This window comes from Candidatus Aalborgicola defluviihabitans (genome assembly GCF_016705985.1).
Lineage (GTDB): Bacteria > Pseudomonadota > Gammaproteobacteria > Burkholderiales > Burkholderiaceae_C > Allorhodoferax > Allorhodoferax defluviihabitans.
The window spans coordinates 429,237-443,076 of sequence record NZ_JADJKN010000005.1 but is presented as its reverse complement, the minus strand read 5'-3'; the positions used below and the strand labels follow the sequence as shown (position 1 = coordinate 443,076).

The 13,840-nt window shown below is 59.1% G+C and carries 14 protein-coding genes; 7 read left to right on the top strand and 7 right to left on the bottom strand.

What is annotated here, in order from left to right; all coding sequences use genetic code 11:
* The first annotated feature begins 12 nt into the window (after nucleotides 1-12).
* Both IPI80_RS06885 and IPI80_RS06880 read left to right on the top strand, forming a co-directional pair.
* Entirely contained in the window at nucleotides 13-1,788 is a 1,776-nt protein-coding gene (locus IPI80_RS06885) for an ABC transporter ATP-binding protein (RefSeq protein ID WP_413858457.1), read from the top strand.
* 173 nt (nucleotides 1,789-1,961) lie between these two features.
* Nucleotides 1,962-2,693, top strand: coding sequence for a Crp/Fnr family transcriptional regulator (locus IPI80_RS06880; RefSeq protein WP_413858455.1), 732 nt, complete (start codon nucleotides 1,962-1,964; stop codon nucleotides 2,691-2,693).
* A 12-nt stretch (nucleotides 2,694-2,705) separates the two neighbouring features.
* On the opposite strand, the gene IPI80_RS06875 is transcribed toward IPI80_RS06880, so the two are convergent.
* Nucleotides 2,706-4,067 carry a CHASE3 domain-containing protein gene (locus tag IPI80_RS06875; RefSeq protein ID WP_413858453.1) on the bottom strand — a complete coding sequence of 454 codons (1,362 nt, stop codon included), beginning with the start codon at nucleotides 4,065-4,067 and terminating at the stop codon, nucleotides 2,706-2,708.
* Nucleotides 4,068-4,116: 49 nt separating this feature from the next.
* On the opposite strand from IPI80_RS06875, the gene IPI80_RS06870 reads away from it, so the two are divergent.
* Nucleotides 4,117-4,755, top strand: coding sequence for a response regulator (locus IPI80_RS06870; protein ID WP_413858451.1), 639 nt, complete (start codon nucleotides 4,117-4,119; stop codon nucleotides 4,753-4,755).
* Between the two features lie 6 nt (nucleotides 4,756-4,761).
* On the opposite strand, the gene IPI80_RS06865 is transcribed toward IPI80_RS06870, so the two are convergent.
* Both IPI80_RS06865 and IPI80_RS06860 read right to left on the bottom strand, forming a co-directional pair.
* Nucleotides 4,762-5,172, bottom strand: coding sequence for a response regulator (locus IPI80_RS06865; RefSeq protein ID WP_413858449.1), 411 nt, complete (start codon nucleotides 5,170-5,172; stop codon nucleotides 4,762-4,764).
* Nucleotides 5,173-5,523: 351 nt separating this feature from the next.
* A complete protein-coding gene (locus IPI80_RS06860; protein WP_413858447.1) occupies nucleotides 5,524-7,206 on the bottom strand; it encodes an AMP-binding protein in 1,683 nt (560 codons plus the stop codon).
* A 222-nt stretch (nucleotides 7,207-7,428) separates the two neighbouring features.
* On the opposite strand from IPI80_RS06860, the gene IPI80_RS06855 reads away from it, so the two are divergent.
* Complete coding sequence (locus IPI80_RS06855; protein ID WP_413858445.1) at nucleotides 7,429-7,920, top strand: RcnB family protein; 492 nt, start codon at nucleotides 7,429-7,431, stop codon at nucleotides 7,918-7,920.
* A 44-nt stretch (nucleotides 7,921-7,964) separates the two neighbouring features.
* Here the strand turns inward: IPI80_RS06855 and IPI80_RS06850 are convergent, their stop codons facing one another.
* Together IPI80_RS06850 and IPI80_RS06845 are read right to left on the bottom strand one after the other, a co-directional pair.
* Complete coding sequence (locus tag IPI80_RS06850; protein WP_413858443.1) at nucleotides 7,965-9,392, bottom strand: FAD-binding oxidoreductase; 1,428 nt, start codon at nucleotides 9,390-9,392, stop codon at nucleotides 7,965-7,967.
* Complete coding sequence (locus tag IPI80_RS06845) at nucleotides 9,389-9,799, bottom strand: DUF2069 domain-containing protein (protein WP_413858441.1); 411 nt, start codon at nucleotides 9,797-9,799, stop codon at nucleotides 9,389-9,391. The genes IPI80_RS06850 and IPI80_RS06845 overlap by 4 nt, the downstream gene beginning before the upstream one ends.
* A gap of 21 nt (nucleotides 9,800-9,820) precedes the next feature.
* On the opposite strand from IPI80_RS06845, the gene IPI80_RS06840 reads away from it, so the two are divergent.
* The 3 genes from IPI80_RS06840 (at nucleotide 9,821) to IPI80_RS06830 (ending at nucleotide 12,142) form a co-directional block, all read left to right on the top strand.
* On the top strand, nucleotides 9,821-11,038 hold the full coding sequence (locus IPI80_RS06840) for a YihY family inner membrane protein (protein WP_413858439.1): 1,218 nt from the start codon (nucleotides 9,821-9,823) through the stop codon (nucleotides 11,036-11,038).
* 21 nt (nucleotides 11,039-11,059) lie between these two features.
* Nucleotides 11,060-11,668 (top strand): uracil-DNA glycosylase family protein, encoded by a 609-nt coding sequence (locus IPI80_RS06835; protein ID WP_413858437.1) that lies wholly within the window; start codon nucleotides 11,060-11,062, stop codon nucleotides 11,666-11,668.
* 81 nt (nucleotides 11,669-11,749) lie between these two features.
* Nucleotides 11,750-12,142 carry a universal stress protein gene (locus IPI80_RS06830; RefSeq protein WP_413858435.1) on the top strand — a complete coding sequence of 131 codons (393 nt, stop codon included), beginning with the start codon at nucleotides 11,750-11,752 and terminating at the stop codon, nucleotides 12,140-12,142.
* A 40-nt stretch (nucleotides 12,143-12,182) separates the two neighbouring features.
* Here IPI80_RS06830 and IPI80_RS06825 read toward each other — a convergent pair whose 3' ends face one another.
* Both IPI80_RS06825 and IPI80_RS06820 read right to left on the bottom strand, forming a co-directional pair.
* On the bottom strand, nucleotides 12,183-13,001 hold the full coding sequence (locus IPI80_RS06825; RefSeq protein ID WP_413858433.1) for a substrate-binding periplasmic protein: 819 nt from the start codon (nucleotides 12,999-13,001) through the stop codon (nucleotides 12,183-12,185).
* Nucleotides 12,998-13,837, bottom strand: a complete 840-nt coding sequence (locus tag IPI80_RS06820) for an alpha/beta fold hydrolase (RefSeq protein ID WP_413858431.1) — start codon at nucleotides 13,835-13,837, stop codon at nucleotides 12,998-13,000. The genes IPI80_RS06825 and IPI80_RS06820 overlap by 4 nt, the downstream gene beginning before the upstream one ends.
* Between the last annotated feature and the right edge of the window lie 3 nt (nucleotides 13,838-13,840).

Here is a 13,840-nt window from a genome sequence, read left to right as displayed (position 1 = left end):
GCGGGCGGCGCCATGCACCCGGTCAAGCGCCTGCTGGCTTATGCCGCAAACTACCGGCGTGACTTCTGGTTGGCGTCGCTCTACTCGGTTTTAAACAAGTTCTTTGACATCCTGCCCGAGGTGCTGATTGGTGCCGCGGTGGATGTGGTGGTCAAAGGTGAGCAGAGCTTTCTGGCGCGCAACGTGTTGGGTTTTCTGGGTATTACCAGCACCTGGCACCAGTTGCTGGCATTGGGCGTGTTCAACGTATTTGTGTGGGGCGGCGAGTCGCTGTTCCAGTACCTGTACGAATTGAAGTGGCGCCAGCTGGCGCAAGATATTCAGCACGATCTGCGCCTGGACACCTACCGCCATGTGCAGATGTTGGAGATGGCCTATTTTGAGAACCAGCGCACCGGTAACCTGATGTCCATCCTGAACGATGACATCAACCAGATGGAGCGTTTTCTCAACGGTGGGGCCAACCAGATCATTCAGGTGTTCTGTTCCAGCATCATGATCAGTGGAGTGTTTCTGGCTTTGCAACCCGGCCTGGCACTGATTGCCTTGCTACCGGTACCGGTCATTCTGTTGGGTGCCTTCTGGTTTCAGCAGCGTCTGGCGCCACGTTACGCCAAAGTGCGTGAGGCGGCAGGCGATGTGAGTGCTCGGCTCAACAACAATCTGCTGGGTCTGGCCACCATCAAGGCCTTTGCCACCGAAGGATTTGAGGCCAGCCATATCGAGCAGGGCAGCAATGCCTATCGCACGGCCAATTCCCATGCCATCCGCTTTAGCGCAGCCATCACGCCGGTGATCCGCATGGCGATTTTGTGCGGCTTCACCGCTACGCTGCTCTATGGCGGCTGGCTTACGCTGCACGGCGATCTGGCGGTAGGCGCCTATTCGGTGCTGGTGTTCTTGACCCAGCGCTTGCTGTGGCCAATGACCGGCCTGGCGGATGTGGCCGACATGTACCAGCGCTCGGTAGCGTCCATTGATCGCGCCATGAAGTTGCTGGATACACCGATTGCCATTCCCTACGAAGGCCAGCACTTCCCCATCGCCGGGGTCAAGGGTGAGCTGCGCTTTGAACACGTGGGCTTTTCCTATGACGCCACGCCCACGCTGCAAGACATTAACCTGACCCTGCCGGCTGGCAAGACCACGGCGTTTGTGGGCTCCACCGGCTCAGGTAAGTCCACACTGGTCAAGCTGTTGCTGCGTTTTTACACGGCGCAATCGGGGCGCATTTTACTCGACGGCCAAGCTATTGACACCCTGAACCTGCAAGACCTGCGCCGCGCCGTGGGCTACGTGTCGCAAGACACCTTTCTGACCGATGGCACGGTGGCCGAGAACATCGCCTATGGCGCAGTAGGCGCCACCGACGCGCAGATTGCAGAAGCCGCCCGTGCGGCAGAGTGCACCGAGTTCATCCAGCAATTGCCGCTGGGCTTTGCCACCCGCATTGGTGAGCGGGGGCAAAAGCTCTCGGGCGGGCAGCGCCAACGCTTGGCCCTGGCCCGCGCCATCCTCAAAAATCCGCCGGTGCTGATTTTGGACGAGGCCACCAGCGCCGTGGACAACGAGACCGAGGCCGCCATCCAGCGATCGCTGGACGTGGTGAGCCGCAACCGCACCACCATCGTCATTGCCCACCGCCTGTCCACCGTGCGCCAGGCGGACTGCATCCACCTGCTGGAGGCTGGCCGCATTGTGGAAAGTGGCACCCACGACGAACTGGTAGCACGGGGCGGCGGTTATGCGGCGCTGTGGCGGCTACAGACGGGTGAGCGGGTGGGGTGATTGATCAAATTGGGTGCTAGCCCTCGTCAAATATACGTAATACGCTATTAAAAGAATAGTGTATTGGCGTATGTAGGACTAGTCCCACACCACATCGCGGCATTGGCCGATACCGCATGGACAGCTGTTGCGGGAATATCAGGGCATCGACTTATTCATTCAAGGAGAGCCCCATGGGAACAACACACCAATACGCCTTCGGTGCACAGCAAAACCAATTGTTGGCCACCTTGCCTGCAGAAGACCTGAGCCGTTGGCAAAGCCGTTTGGAGCTGGTAGAGCTCTCACTCAACCAGGTTCTCTACGCTGCGGACCGATCGCCGGAATACGTCTACTTTCCAACAACCGCTGTCGCGTCGCTGATGACCATGACACGCGAAGGCGCGTCCGCAGAGGTGGCGGTGGTCGGTAACGATGGCGTCGTTGGCATTGCCTTCTTGCTCGGTGCTGATTCCGCAGCCACAGACGCCGTGGTGCAAAGCGCTGGCCGCGCATTTCGCATCAGCGCACGCTTTGTCAAAAGCGAAATTGAGCAATCTTGCGGTGTCATGAAGGTCGTGATGCGCTACGCCCAGAGCGTGCTGGGGCAAATGGCCCGAACTGCCATCTGTAACCGCCACCACACGATTGAGCAACAATTCTGCCGCCGCCTATTGTTGGGGCTGGATCGCCTGCCCAGCGACGAACTCGCCATGACCCACGAGCTCGCCGCCAATCTGCTGGGCGTGCGCCGTGAAGGCATCTCTATGACAGCCCACAAGTTGCAAGACGCAGGGCTGATTCGCTACCGCCGTGGCCACATCGTTGTGCTGGACCGTGAAGGTCTGGAGCACAAGTCGTGTGAGTGCTATGCGGTGTCGAAAAAGGAATATCGCCGGCTGTTGCCGCTGAAGTTGGCCGCTTAGGGCGTCAAAGGGTCAACCGGATTGTGGCAAAGACAAAGACTCCGGCAACTGGGCACGTACCAACGTGCCTTCGCCCGGCTTGGAAATGAGTTCCAATGACCCGAGCTCCGCCTCCACCCGAAAGCGCATACCCAACAAACCGTGGGCTTTGCTGGCAATTTGGCGGGTATCAAATCCTGCGCCATCATCGCGCACAGTCATTTCCACGCGACCATTCAGTGCGGCAAGTTCAAGCCACACGTTGTCGGCCTTTGCGTACTTTGCAATATTGGTTGTGGCTTCCTGAACCAGGCGGTAAACCACAAGTTGTGCATTGGGAGTCAATTGGACGGGTTGTAACGCGCAATGGACCGGTATGCCTGCGGTCTTTGAAAACTCGCCAGCCAGGATTTTTAGTGATGCGACCAGACCCAAATTGGCCAGTGACGACGGCCACAAGTCCTCAATGATGCGCCGCTTCATGGCGATGCCTGCGTTGAGGGTAGTAGCTAGGTGGTTGATGCGTTCCAGTGCTTCGGGCGCGGTCGTACCCAAGCGTGACTTGATGCGCGCAACATCCAGCTTGGCCGCCGTCAGCAATGCGCCCAGTTCGTCATGCAGGTCGCGGGCGATGCGGTGACGCTCGTCTTCACGCACGGTTTGCAGGTGGTTGTTGACTTCGAGCAATTTCGCGGTGCGGCGCATGACTTCACTCTGCAGATTCTCCTGCTCCGCCTGCATCGCCACGCGGTGTTTTTCCTGCACGGCCTTGAATGCCAGGTTTTCCCGCATATTCAATAGGACTAGGAACAGGCTGAGGGCAGTCAACAGCGCTACGCCCACACGGCTGTACACCAGAATATCAGACACTTCGCGCTGGCTGGTCTGGAGTCGCTGGGTTTCGACTGCCAATAACTCGGCACCTGTCGCACGGATCGCCTCCATATACTCCTGGCCAATGCCGCTGAGCGTGAAGTCTTTGCCGGTTTGGTACTTGCCGTCTTTCAGCATTTGGACGGTGATGGCAAGTTCTGACAATTTGGTGGCGGTCAGCGCATGCAGCTTCGTCAGAAGTACTTTTGATGCCGGCTCACTGCTGTAGGCCGCGTCGAGTTGTGCGAAGGCGACCTCAATGTTTTTGAGCGCGACGCTGTAGGGCGCCAGATATTCCTCGCGACCAGACAACAGGTAACCCCGTTGACCGGACTCTGCATCCAACACGCCCTTGATCAGGTCATACAAGTGAAGGCGGTTCGTGGCAATGTCGCCAAGCCTTTGCATTAAATTTGTTGCACGCCGATTCGAATCCTCGGTAATAAAAACCATGGTGAGGGAAGCAACCAGCAGCAGCAAAATGGCCAATGGCATTCGCGTCTTGATTTTAGACAGTGGCATGGGCTGGCCTAGAATGCAAAGTCAATTAGGGTAGGAAGCGTTAAACACCATGATCCGCATTGCCATCGTTGATGACCACGCCATTGTGCGCGCTGGACTTCGACAGTTTTTTGCCGACCATGTGGATTTTTCGGTTGTCGCCGAAGCCGCCAATGGCCGCGAAGCGCTGGACATCGCACGCGCGGGTGGTGTCGATGTCATGGTGATGGACCTCTCCATGGGCGACCAAGGTGGAGTTGAAGCACTGGTCGCCATCAAGGCGCGCGCCCCTGACCTGCCGGTGCTGATCTTGAGTGCCTTGCCCGAAGCGCATTACGCCACGGCATTGTTGCAGCAGGGTGCCAGTGGCTATCTGGGCAAAGACTGCGACCCCGAAAACATTGTTGATGCCATACGCACTGTGTCGCGTGGACGCAAGTACATCAGCGCCAGTGTTGCCGAACAACTGGCAGAGGCGTTGGCCGGTGGCGGGGGGTTGGAGAAATCGGCGCATCAAAAACTGTCGCAACGTGAACTGCAGGTGTTTTTGCGGTTGGCGGCAGGAGAGGCGGTAGGACATATTGCCGAACACATGTCGCTGAGTATCAAGACGGTTAGCACGTACCGTGCGCGCATCATGGAAAAGCTGAGCTTGGCATCGAATAGCGACCTGACCTATTACGCGTTGAAGAACGGTTTGATCCAGTAGTTGCGTTCAATTGAGTTCGCCGCATCCGCTGCTACCTGCTTCGCCGGCAGCCAAGCGTTCGCAATAAAGCATCAACGCCTCCAGTTCGTTCGATTTGTCGAAAACCTTGCTGGCGCCCAATTCGGCACACCTGCGGCGTATCTCGGGTGTAGCGTGGTTGCTCAGGACCACCATGGTGCGTTGTTGCTTTGCCCGCTGTGACGATTGCAGCAAGCCCAAGCCGGATCCACGTTTGAGGAAAATATCAACGATGACCAGATCTGCGGCATTGCTGGACTCGCCCAGCCACTGCACGGCAGTTGCCTCATCTTCCGCAACACCCACTACCTCGATGGGGGTCATCTCTTCCAGTGCGGCAATCAGACTGTCGCGTATGACTTGGCTATCTTCGACGATATAAGTTTTAAGGAGTTGCATGAAACTGTGACCGTTACCAACCAGGCGAAGTCAAGCGAAATGGCAACCTGAGTGTGTCAACATTTTATCGACAATGCATGGAAAAGTCTTCGGACTGTGCAGTGTGATCATGACAATTTGTGTTGTGTATTTCATCGCACAGACACTATCACTTTTGCGTGCTTGTAATGTTTTCCCTGGCCATGAAAAGAAGTGATATGACTCGCATCACGATAGACGATATGCGTCCTGGGGAGCAGCCTTGCTCTTGCTCAGGATATGGCAGGCGCCAAAAACCGGCGGGTAGAACTGGTGCCGCAGTAGCTATCGCGGACTGCGCCCTGTGACTTGACGGGAGTTGGGGCCGCGTCCTTACCAGATCACTTTCTTGCCGGATGACTCCCAGCCATCGTAACTTGCGGCGTACAACTCCTCGATCCGGTTGCGCTTGATTTTGAAGGTTGGCGTGAGGATCTCGTTCTCAACCGTCCAAGGCGTACTGGCTACCACCAAACACTGCAAGCGCTCATGTGGGTCGAGCGCCGCATTGATCGTTTTGAGGTGTTGTGCCAGGGATTGCTCGAGTTCGGCGCGTGCGCCGGCATCGGCGGCCCGACTTTGGTAGTCGGCACCCAGCATGATGATTCCCAGGGGTTGCCCCAAGTTCGCCCCGGTGACCACACAGGCTTCAATCGCTTCGTGCGTCATCAGTTTGTCCTCGATCGGCGCCGGAGCCACGTATTTGCCCTTGCCGGTCTTGAACAGGTCCTTGACACGACCGGTGATGGACAAGACACGCTGCTTATCGAGGCGGCCCTTGTCGCCGGTGCGCAACCAGCCATCTTCGGTCATGGCTTCCCGGGTTTTTTCGGGTTCCTTGTAATAGCCCAGCATCAGCGCCGGGCTGCGCATCTGGATCTCGCCGTTCTCGGGATCGATCCGGTCTTCGACGCCGTCGTAGGCAGGCCCCACGGTGCCTTGCTGGTTCTTGCCGGGTTCGGTGATATGGGATAAGGCCAGGTTCTCGGTCATGCCGTAACCTTCGTTGATGTCCAGGCCAATCTTGCTGTACCACTGCAACAGGGCTAGCGGCATCGGTGCCGCACCCCCTGCGGCGATGCGGCACTGATCCAGGCCCAGGGCCTTCAGCAACTTGCGCCGGACAATGCCGCTCAGAATTGGAATCGACAACAGGAGGTTGAGCTTGGCTTGCGGCATCTTGTGGTGTACGCCCTGCTGAAACTTCACCCACAAGCGCGGCACCGAGAAGAAGATCGTCGGGCGGGCGCGTTGCAGGTCTGCTGCAAATGTGTCGAGCGAGTCGGCGAAAAAAACCTGCATACCAGTACGTAACCAACCGTGTTCGACCAGCACCCGCTCGACCACGTGCGCCAGCGGAAGGTACGACAACATGCGGTCATCCGCGCCCATCGGCAGGCGCCGGATGCCTGCGTCCAGCGCCCAAGCGAAATTGCTGAAGCTGTGCATCACCCCCTTGGGCATGCCGGTCGTGCCAGAGGTGTAAATCAAGGTGGCCAGTTCGTCCCCACCACGCTCCCGATTGCCTTGCAGCGGTGGGGTGTCTTTGCAGATCTTCTCCCAGCCGGGATAGGACTTGATGGCGTCGGGTGGCGACAATGGATAGCTCAGGCACGGCATCCCAACGGGAACACCTGGCTTCATCTGTTCCCAGCCGTCGAGTTTGCCGATGAAACAGGCTTTGGCCTCGCTGTGCGTGAGGATTTGGTGGACGGTTGCTGCTGCCAGCGTCGGGTACAACGGCACCGAAACGTAGCCAGCCATCCAGATCGCCAGATCGCTCATGATCCACCAGCTGCAATTTTTGGACAGGATTGCGACCTTGGAGCCGGGCTCCCAGCCTTGCGACTGCAGGTAGTTCGCCATCCGGCGCACCTGATTGGCCACCTCGCCCCAGGTGGTGTCCTGGACCACACCGCCACCCATCGGTTGGGTAAACGCGACGCGGTTTGGAGAGGTCTTCTCCCAGTGATACAAACGCTGCAAGGCCAGCATCTCCGGTGCCATTTTGCTCATGGTGTCTCCTCCGTCGGTCAGGTCAGTCAAACTCGATTTTGTTCATGGAAGGCGCCCCTATTGCGACATCCACCCCGCCACTGTAACCGGTCAACCATGCCGCGTTCGCTGGCGCACGGACAGATGGATTTTGTCGGCGCATAATAAAAATGATTTGTGGGTACACGATGAACCACTCGGCGCCCGCAAAGCCTGAAGATTTTCCCTCACCAGGAGCCCTCCATGCGTAGCAAAAAAGTTTTCTCCACTGTCATGGCCGTCATATTGGTCACGAGCCAGGTTGCCTGGGCCCAAGGCGACTCGCCCGGTGCCAACCGCAACTACAACAACAACAACCAGTCCCAGAACACCTACGATCGCGACCAACGCAGGAACGACCGCGAACGCGGTGACTACCGCAACAACTATCGTGGCAGCAATCGCGGCGATTATCGTGACAACAATCGCGGTGACTATCGTGGTGACTACCGCGACAACTATCGCTACTATGGCCAACCCCAACATGGCGAGCGTGGCGGCGGGCCAGACCGTATGTACTACCGCGGCGGGCGTTTGCCTCCCCAGTACCGTGAACGGCAATATGTCGTAGAAGACTGGCGTGCCCACCGTCTTACCCCCCCGCCCCGTGGCTACCAATGGGTGCAAAGTGGTGGTGACTACCTGTTGGTTGCCATCACCACAGGTATCATACTGAGCTTGATATTAGGCAATTGATGGTTGCGATGGGCCGATAGCCCTCGTCAACTATGCGTAGTATGCTATTTAATTGATAGCATTCTTCCTGGGTTCATGAGGTTGTGTGGATCCAGTGCCCGTTTGATGGCGCGCATCATGTCCAGCGCCACGGGCGACTTGTGCTGCACCAGCTTGTCGCGTTTCAAGCTGCCGATGCCGTGCTCGGCGCTGATGGAACCTTTGTACTGGTCCACCATGTCGTAGACGATGCCGTTGACGCCTTTTTCATCATCTCGCAAAAAAGCTTCGGCGTCCCCGCCCTCGGGCGCCTGCACGTTGTAGTGCAGGTTGCCGTCGCCCAGATGGCCGTAGTTGACCAGGCGGGCGCCGGGGTAGGCGGCTTGCAGCAGGGCGTCGGTTTGGCGCACAAATTCGGGGATGCGCGATACAGCAATCGAGATGTCGTGTTTGATATTGAGTCCCTCTTGTGCCTGCGCCAGCGGAATGCTCTCCCGGATGTGCCACAGCGCGCGGGCCTGGGTGATGCTTTCGGCCACCACGGCGTCTACCACACAGCCTTGTTCCATGGCGACTTCCAGCAAATGCTCGAAACGTTCACGTGCGTGCGCTTCAGACTCCTGGTCGGAGTTCTCCAGCACGACACAGTAGGGGAAATCCGTGTTTTGAAACGGTACCTTGATTTGCGCAAAGTGTTTGGTCACCAGGCTCAGGGCAAATTGGCCCATGACCTCAAAGCCGGTCAGGCCCGCGCTCAGGTGCTGGTGGGCCAGGCCCAGCAGTTGCACGGCGGCGTCCAGCGAGGGCACGGCGGCAAACGCGGTGAGTTGCGCCTTGGGCAGTGGGTAAAGCTTCATGGTGGCGCCGGTAATGACACCCAGCGTGCCTTCGGAGCCAATCATCAGGTGGCGCAGGTCGTAGCCGGTGTTGTCTTTGCGCAGGCCCGTCAAACCGTCCCAAATCTCGCCCTGTGGCGTGACCACCTCCAGGCCCAAACAGAGTTCGCGTGTGTTCCCATAGCGCACGACCTGGGTGCCGCCCGCATTGGTGCCCAGGTTGCCGCCGATGGTGCAACTGCCCTCGGAGGCTAGGCTCAAGGGGAACAAAAAGCCGGCCTGTTCACACATCTCTTGAATGGATTGCAGCACGCAACCGGCGTCTACGGTAATGGTGAGGTTGGCGCCATCCAGTGCGCGCACCTGGTTCATGCGGGTCAGGCTCAGCACCACCTGCGTGCCGCTGGCGTCGGGCGTGGAGCCCACTACCATGCCGGTGTTGCCGCCCTGGGGGACGATGCTGACGCCTGCAGCAGCGCAGGCCTTTACCACGGAGGCAACTTCTGCTGTGCTGGCGGGGCGCACTACGGCCAGGGCGTGGCCGCGCTCGCGCTTGCGCCAGTCCAGCTCCCAGGCGCTCAGGTCGCCCTCATTCAGGACGTTGGTTGGGCCAACGATGCTACGCAGTTGCGTGATCAATGGGTTGTCGGTGCTCATGGTGCAACCTCCAGGCTATCAGGATTTTTGTTGGCGCCGCGTGGACCCAGGCGCAGGCGCACATGCAGGGCGCAGGCCACAAACAGCAGCAGGCACAGCACAATTTCAACCATGGCCAAATAGTTGCCCGGTGCCTTGTCGCTCCAGGCGCGCACCACCCCTTCAATGAAATACAGCCACACCACCAGGCTGACCCAGCGGTAGGTGTAGAGCCGGTTTTTCAAGAGGCCGGCCAGTGGAATGCACAGCGGCAGGGCCTTGAGGGCCAGCCAGGAACCGCCGGGGCGCAGGGGTGCGAGAACCAGTTCCCAGGCCAAGGACAGCAGAATCAGTGCCAGCACACTGCCCACGGCGAGCCAGCGCGTGGTGTTGACGGATGAGGAGGGGGTTGATGAGGGAGCGTTCATGTCGGTGGCATCATAGCGGCCATGCAATTCATACGACTATTACAGGGCTGGCTGCTGGAAGTGTCCCACGTGCCGTGGTTCCACGCACTGCGCACGCTGCGCGAGCGCTTTCGCGAAGATCGCCTGAGCCTGACGGCCAGTAGCCTGACCTTTACCACCATCATTGCGCTGGTACCGTTCATTACCGTGGCGCTGGCCGTGTTTACGGCATTTCCGATGTTTGCCAAGTTCCAGGATGTGTTGCAAAAATGGCTAATCGTAAGTCTGGTTCCTGACAACATTGCCCGTCAGGTGCTGGGCTACCTCAACCAGTTTGCCGGCAAAGCCAACAAGCTGGGCTCGCTGGGCCTGGTGGCCCTGTTGTTCACGGCGCTGGCGCTGGTGTTCACCATAGACCGTACGCTCAACAACATCTGGAGGGTGCGCAAACCGCGCCCGTTTACCCAGCGTGTGGTGATCTACTGGTCCGCCATCACCCTGGGGCCGGTGCTGCTGGCAGTGAGCCTGAGCATGACCTCGTATGCCGTTTCCTTTTCCAAGGGTATGGTGGGCGACTTGCCGGGTGGTGTGTCGCTGTTGCTCAATCTGCTGCAATTTTTGGCGGTGGCTGGCGGCATGGCGGCGTTGTATCGCTTTGTACCCAACACCCATGTGCGCTGGGACCATGCCTGGATGGGTGGCGTGTTCGTGTCCACCGGCATGGAGCTGGCCAAGCGCGGTTTGGCGTTTTATGTGTCCAGCGTGCCCACCTATTCGATGGTTTATGGCGCTTTTGCCACGCTGCCCATTTTGTTGGTCTGGATTTATCTGGTCTGGGTCATTGTGTTGTTGGGTGCGGCACTCACGGCCTACTTGCCCAGCCTGCTGGCCGGGGGAACGCTGCGCCGATTACCACACGGCTGGCGTTTTCAGTTTTCTTTAGAGGTGGTGCAGCAGCTTGAGCTGGTGCGCACGCAACCTGCCAAGGGCATGACGCTGGAGCAACTGTGCAGCACCCTGCATGTGGACCCACTGCGGCTGGAGCCTTTGCTACAGACTTTGATTTCTATTGATTGGGTTGGCCAGCTGCGCGAGGTGATGCAGCCGGGCACGGAGGCGCGCTATGTGCTGCTGGTGGACCCGGATACGACGCTGTTGCAGCCGCTGCTGAGCACCTGGTTGGTGGAACGCACTCCCCAGACCGAGAAGATGTGGCAAATTGGCCGCTGGCCCTCGGTAACACTACGTGAGGTGCTATGAATGGTATAGCATTTTCCCCAAATGTCGACGCTGCCTAAACTGCTAACCGAAATCCGTGCCTGCCGCCTTTGCGAGGCGCATCTGCCGCTGGGTCCACGTCCGGTGCTACAGGCGGGGGCTAGCGCCCGCATCCTGATCGCCAGCCAGGCGCCGGGGCGCAAAGTGCACGCGTCGGGGCTGCCGTTTACCGATGCGAGTGGCGACCGGCTGCGCGACTGGTTGGGCATGCCTCCCGAGGTCTTTTACGACGCCTCCCAGGTGGCCATCGCACCCATGGGCTTTTGTTACCCCGGCACCGGTCGATCCGGTGACTTGCCGCCACGGCCGGAATGCGCACCCCAATGGCGGGCGCCACTGCTGCAAGCGCTACCCCATGTGCAACTCACCTTGGTGATTGGCCAGTATGCGCTGGACTACCACCTGCCGGGACCGCGCGGACGCTCACTCACGCAGGTGGTGCAGGCGTGGCGCAGCCATTGGCCTGCCGTGGTGCCTTTGCCGCACCCCAGCCCGCGCAACAACCGCTGGCTGCGCAATAACCCCTGGTTTGAGGCCGAGTTACTGCCTGAATTGCGGCTGCGGGTTGCCGCTGTGCTGGCCCAAAAATCGATCGATGGGGATGCACCATGACCATTCGGCGACACTGCAGTTTTGTGCAGACCATGCACAATGCCTTGATTCCCATCACCACTGCCCACTAAAGGAAGATCCATGACCATTCTTGTTGCCTACGCCCCCCGCCCCGAAGGGCAGGCTGCCTTGGACAAGGGGATTGAAATTGCCAAACGCCGCAATGAGCCGCTGATGGTGGTTAACGCAACCCCTGGTGATGGCGATGATGCCTCCATGGCCAGCGCGCATGACGCAGAGCGCATTGAAAAACTGTTGGCCGATGCCAAGGTGGACGGCGTGTTCAAGCAATTTGGCCGGGGCAAGAGCACGGTTGAAGAGATCGAAAACCTGGTGGATACCTTGCCAGCTTCGCTGCTCATCATCGGCATCCGCAAACGCTCACCGGTCGGCAAGCTCATCCTGGGCAGTGTGGCCCAGGAGTTGTTGATGTCGGTTTCGTGCCCCGTGTTGTCGGTCAAGGCTGGAATGTAGTTTTTGACGGCACGCCAAACCCTTGGCGGTATGGAACCCCTCAATAGGGGGCAATCGCCGGGTCTGGTTTGATTTTGGCCGGGGTTTCGCCGGGCAACCACTTGGCATAAATAGCGTTGTAGCTGCCGTCGCGCTTCATGGCGTCCAGTGCCGCCTGCCAGGCAGAGACCACTTCCCTGGGTGTGCCCAAAGAAAACGCGATGTAGGTCTGGATGCTGGTCACGGTGTAGACCAGTTCCACGTCGCTTCGCTTGGCATCGGCTTTTTCCAGCAGCTCTGTCAGTGTCACGTTGCCCACAAACATCAGTGGTGCACGGTCGTGCACGGCCATTTTCACCATGGTTTCAGGGTTGGATACCAGTTCCAGGTTGTTGAAGCCCAGCTTTACCAGCATCTGGTGGGTGTAGAAGTCGCGTACCACCAGAATGCGCGACACCTTCTTTGCGTCTTCCATGCTGGCAATCTGCAGGCCCGAGCCGGCTTTGCTGTAGAACGAGGCAATCGCCGTTGCCAGTGGTCCTACCCATTGAAACTGGTCCTCCCGCGTTGCGCTGCGTGCTGTGCCAAACAGGGCAACATTTGGTTCCGTGGTAGCCAAGCGGTAGGCACGGGCCCAGGGCAGGACCTTGATGGAGTCGGTGTTGCCCAGACGGCGCTGGATGCCGCGCACCACGTCCACACTCAGGCCCTTTGGGACACCGTTTTCAGAATAGTTGAGCGGGGGATTCTCTTCGGTTAGCAGTTGCAGTTCGGTGGCGCTGCAGAGTGTGGCGGTCAGACAGAGCAGGCTGGCCATCAGGCTCCTGCCAATCCAATGCTGGGGCAATACGCGGGGCAGGGCGAACGTGTGAACCGTCATGCCGCAGGCTGACCCGTGGGCGCATTCAGAAAGTCACGGATCGCAAACAAAGTTGCCTCGGGTGTTTCGCTCATCTGGTGGTGGCCCACGGGCAGTGTTGTTACCCGCACCGCCTTGCCACTGGCGCGGGCCTTGGTGATGAGTGGCTGCGCCGACTTTGCCATGGTCATTTGGTCTTGTGCGCCCAGCACAAACAGCACCGGGCAGGTGATGGTCGTGATGGCCACCTCGCCGTTGGCATAGCGGTCACAGGCCACAAAACCCCGATGGAACACGTTGACAGCGGTGTTGCTGGCCAGCACCCGCCGGCCGAGCGCCATACCCGTGCCATAAACCCAGGTGCCGGCCCCCAAAACCGAAGGGGGCGCCGCCAGTGTGCTGCGTGAGAACACGTTGACCATGGAGAGGGCTTTTTCGGGCTCGTTCAGCGAAGCCTCAATCAGCATCGGCGATACCTTCATGGGGAAGGCCGTGCCCACCAGCACCAGATGCGTCACGCGTTCTTTCAGCCGGGCGGCGGCTTCCAGGGCGATGAGCGAGCCCCAGCTGTGGCCCACCAACGCGGCCTTTTGCACCCCGGCGGCATCCAGCAGGGCGGCAATGAAGTCTGCCGCTTCTTCCACAGAAGAGGGTGCCTCACCCGCGCTGCGGCAGTGGCCGGGCAGGTCTACCGCCAGCACGTTGTAGCCATGGTTGGCCAGGTAGCGGCTTTGCAGAATCCAGACGCTATGGTCGTTGAGCACGCCGTGGATAAAAACCACCGTGGGCTTGGCGGTATCGAAGGCCTTGCCGCCGGTGTAGCAATAGGTTTTAGCGCCGTTGACGAGCAGTTCCATTTT

Bases quoted from the DNA above. Each gene is read 5' to 3' on its own strand.
- IPI80_RS06885 (WP_413858457.1), top strand. From the start codon at position 13: ATGCACCCGGTCAAGCGCCTGCTGGCTTATGCCGCAAACTACCGGCGT.
- IPI80_RS06880 (WP_413858455.1), top strand. From the start codon at position 1,962: ATGGGAACAACACACCAATACGCCTTCGGTGCACAGCAAAACCAATTG.
- IPI80_RS06875 (WP_413858453.1), bottom strand. From the start codon at position 4,067: ATGCCACTGTCTAAAATCAAGACGCGAATGCCATTGGCCATTTTGCTG.
- IPI80_RS06870 (WP_413858451.1), top strand. From the start codon at position 4,117: ATGATCCGCATTGCCATCGTTGATGACCACGCCATTGTGCGCGCTGGA.
- IPI80_RS06865 (WP_413858449.1), bottom strand. From the start codon at position 5,172: ATGCAACTCCTTAAAACTTATATCGTCGAAGATAGCCAAGTCATACGC.
- IPI80_RS06860 (WP_413858447.1), bottom strand. From the start codon at position 7,206: ATGAGCAAAATGGCACCGGAGATGCTGGCCTTGCAGCGTTTGTATCAC.
- IPI80_RS06855 (WP_413858445.1), top strand. From the start codon at position 7,429: ATGCGTAGCAAAAAAGTTTTCTCCACTGTCATGGCCGTCATATTGGTC.
- IPI80_RS06850 (WP_413858443.1), bottom strand. From the start codon at position 9,392: ATGAGCACCGACAACCCATTGATCACGCAACTGCGTAGCATCGTTGGC.
- IPI80_RS06845 (WP_413858441.1), bottom strand. From the start codon at position 9,799: ATGAACGCTCCCTCATCAACCCCCTCCTCATCCGTCAACACCACGCGC.
- IPI80_RS06840 (WP_413858439.1), top strand. From the start codon at position 9,821: ATGCAATTCATACGACTATTACAGGGCTGGCTGCTGGAAGTGTCCCAC.
- IPI80_RS06835 (WP_413858437.1), top strand. From the start codon at position 11,060: ATGTCGACGCTGCCTAAACTGCTAACCGAAATCCGTGCCTGCCGCCTT.
- IPI80_RS06830 (WP_413858435.1), top strand. From the start codon at position 11,750: ATGACCATTCTTGTTGCCTACGCCCCCCGCCCCGAAGGGCAGGCTGCC.
- IPI80_RS06825 (WP_413858433.1), bottom strand. From the start codon at position 13,001: ATGACGGTTCACACGTTCGCCCTGCCCCGCGTATTGCCCCAGCATTGG.
- IPI80_RS06820 (WP_413858431.1), bottom strand. From the start codon at position 13,837: ATGGAACTGCTCGTCAACGGCGCTAAAACCTATTGCTACACCGGCGGC.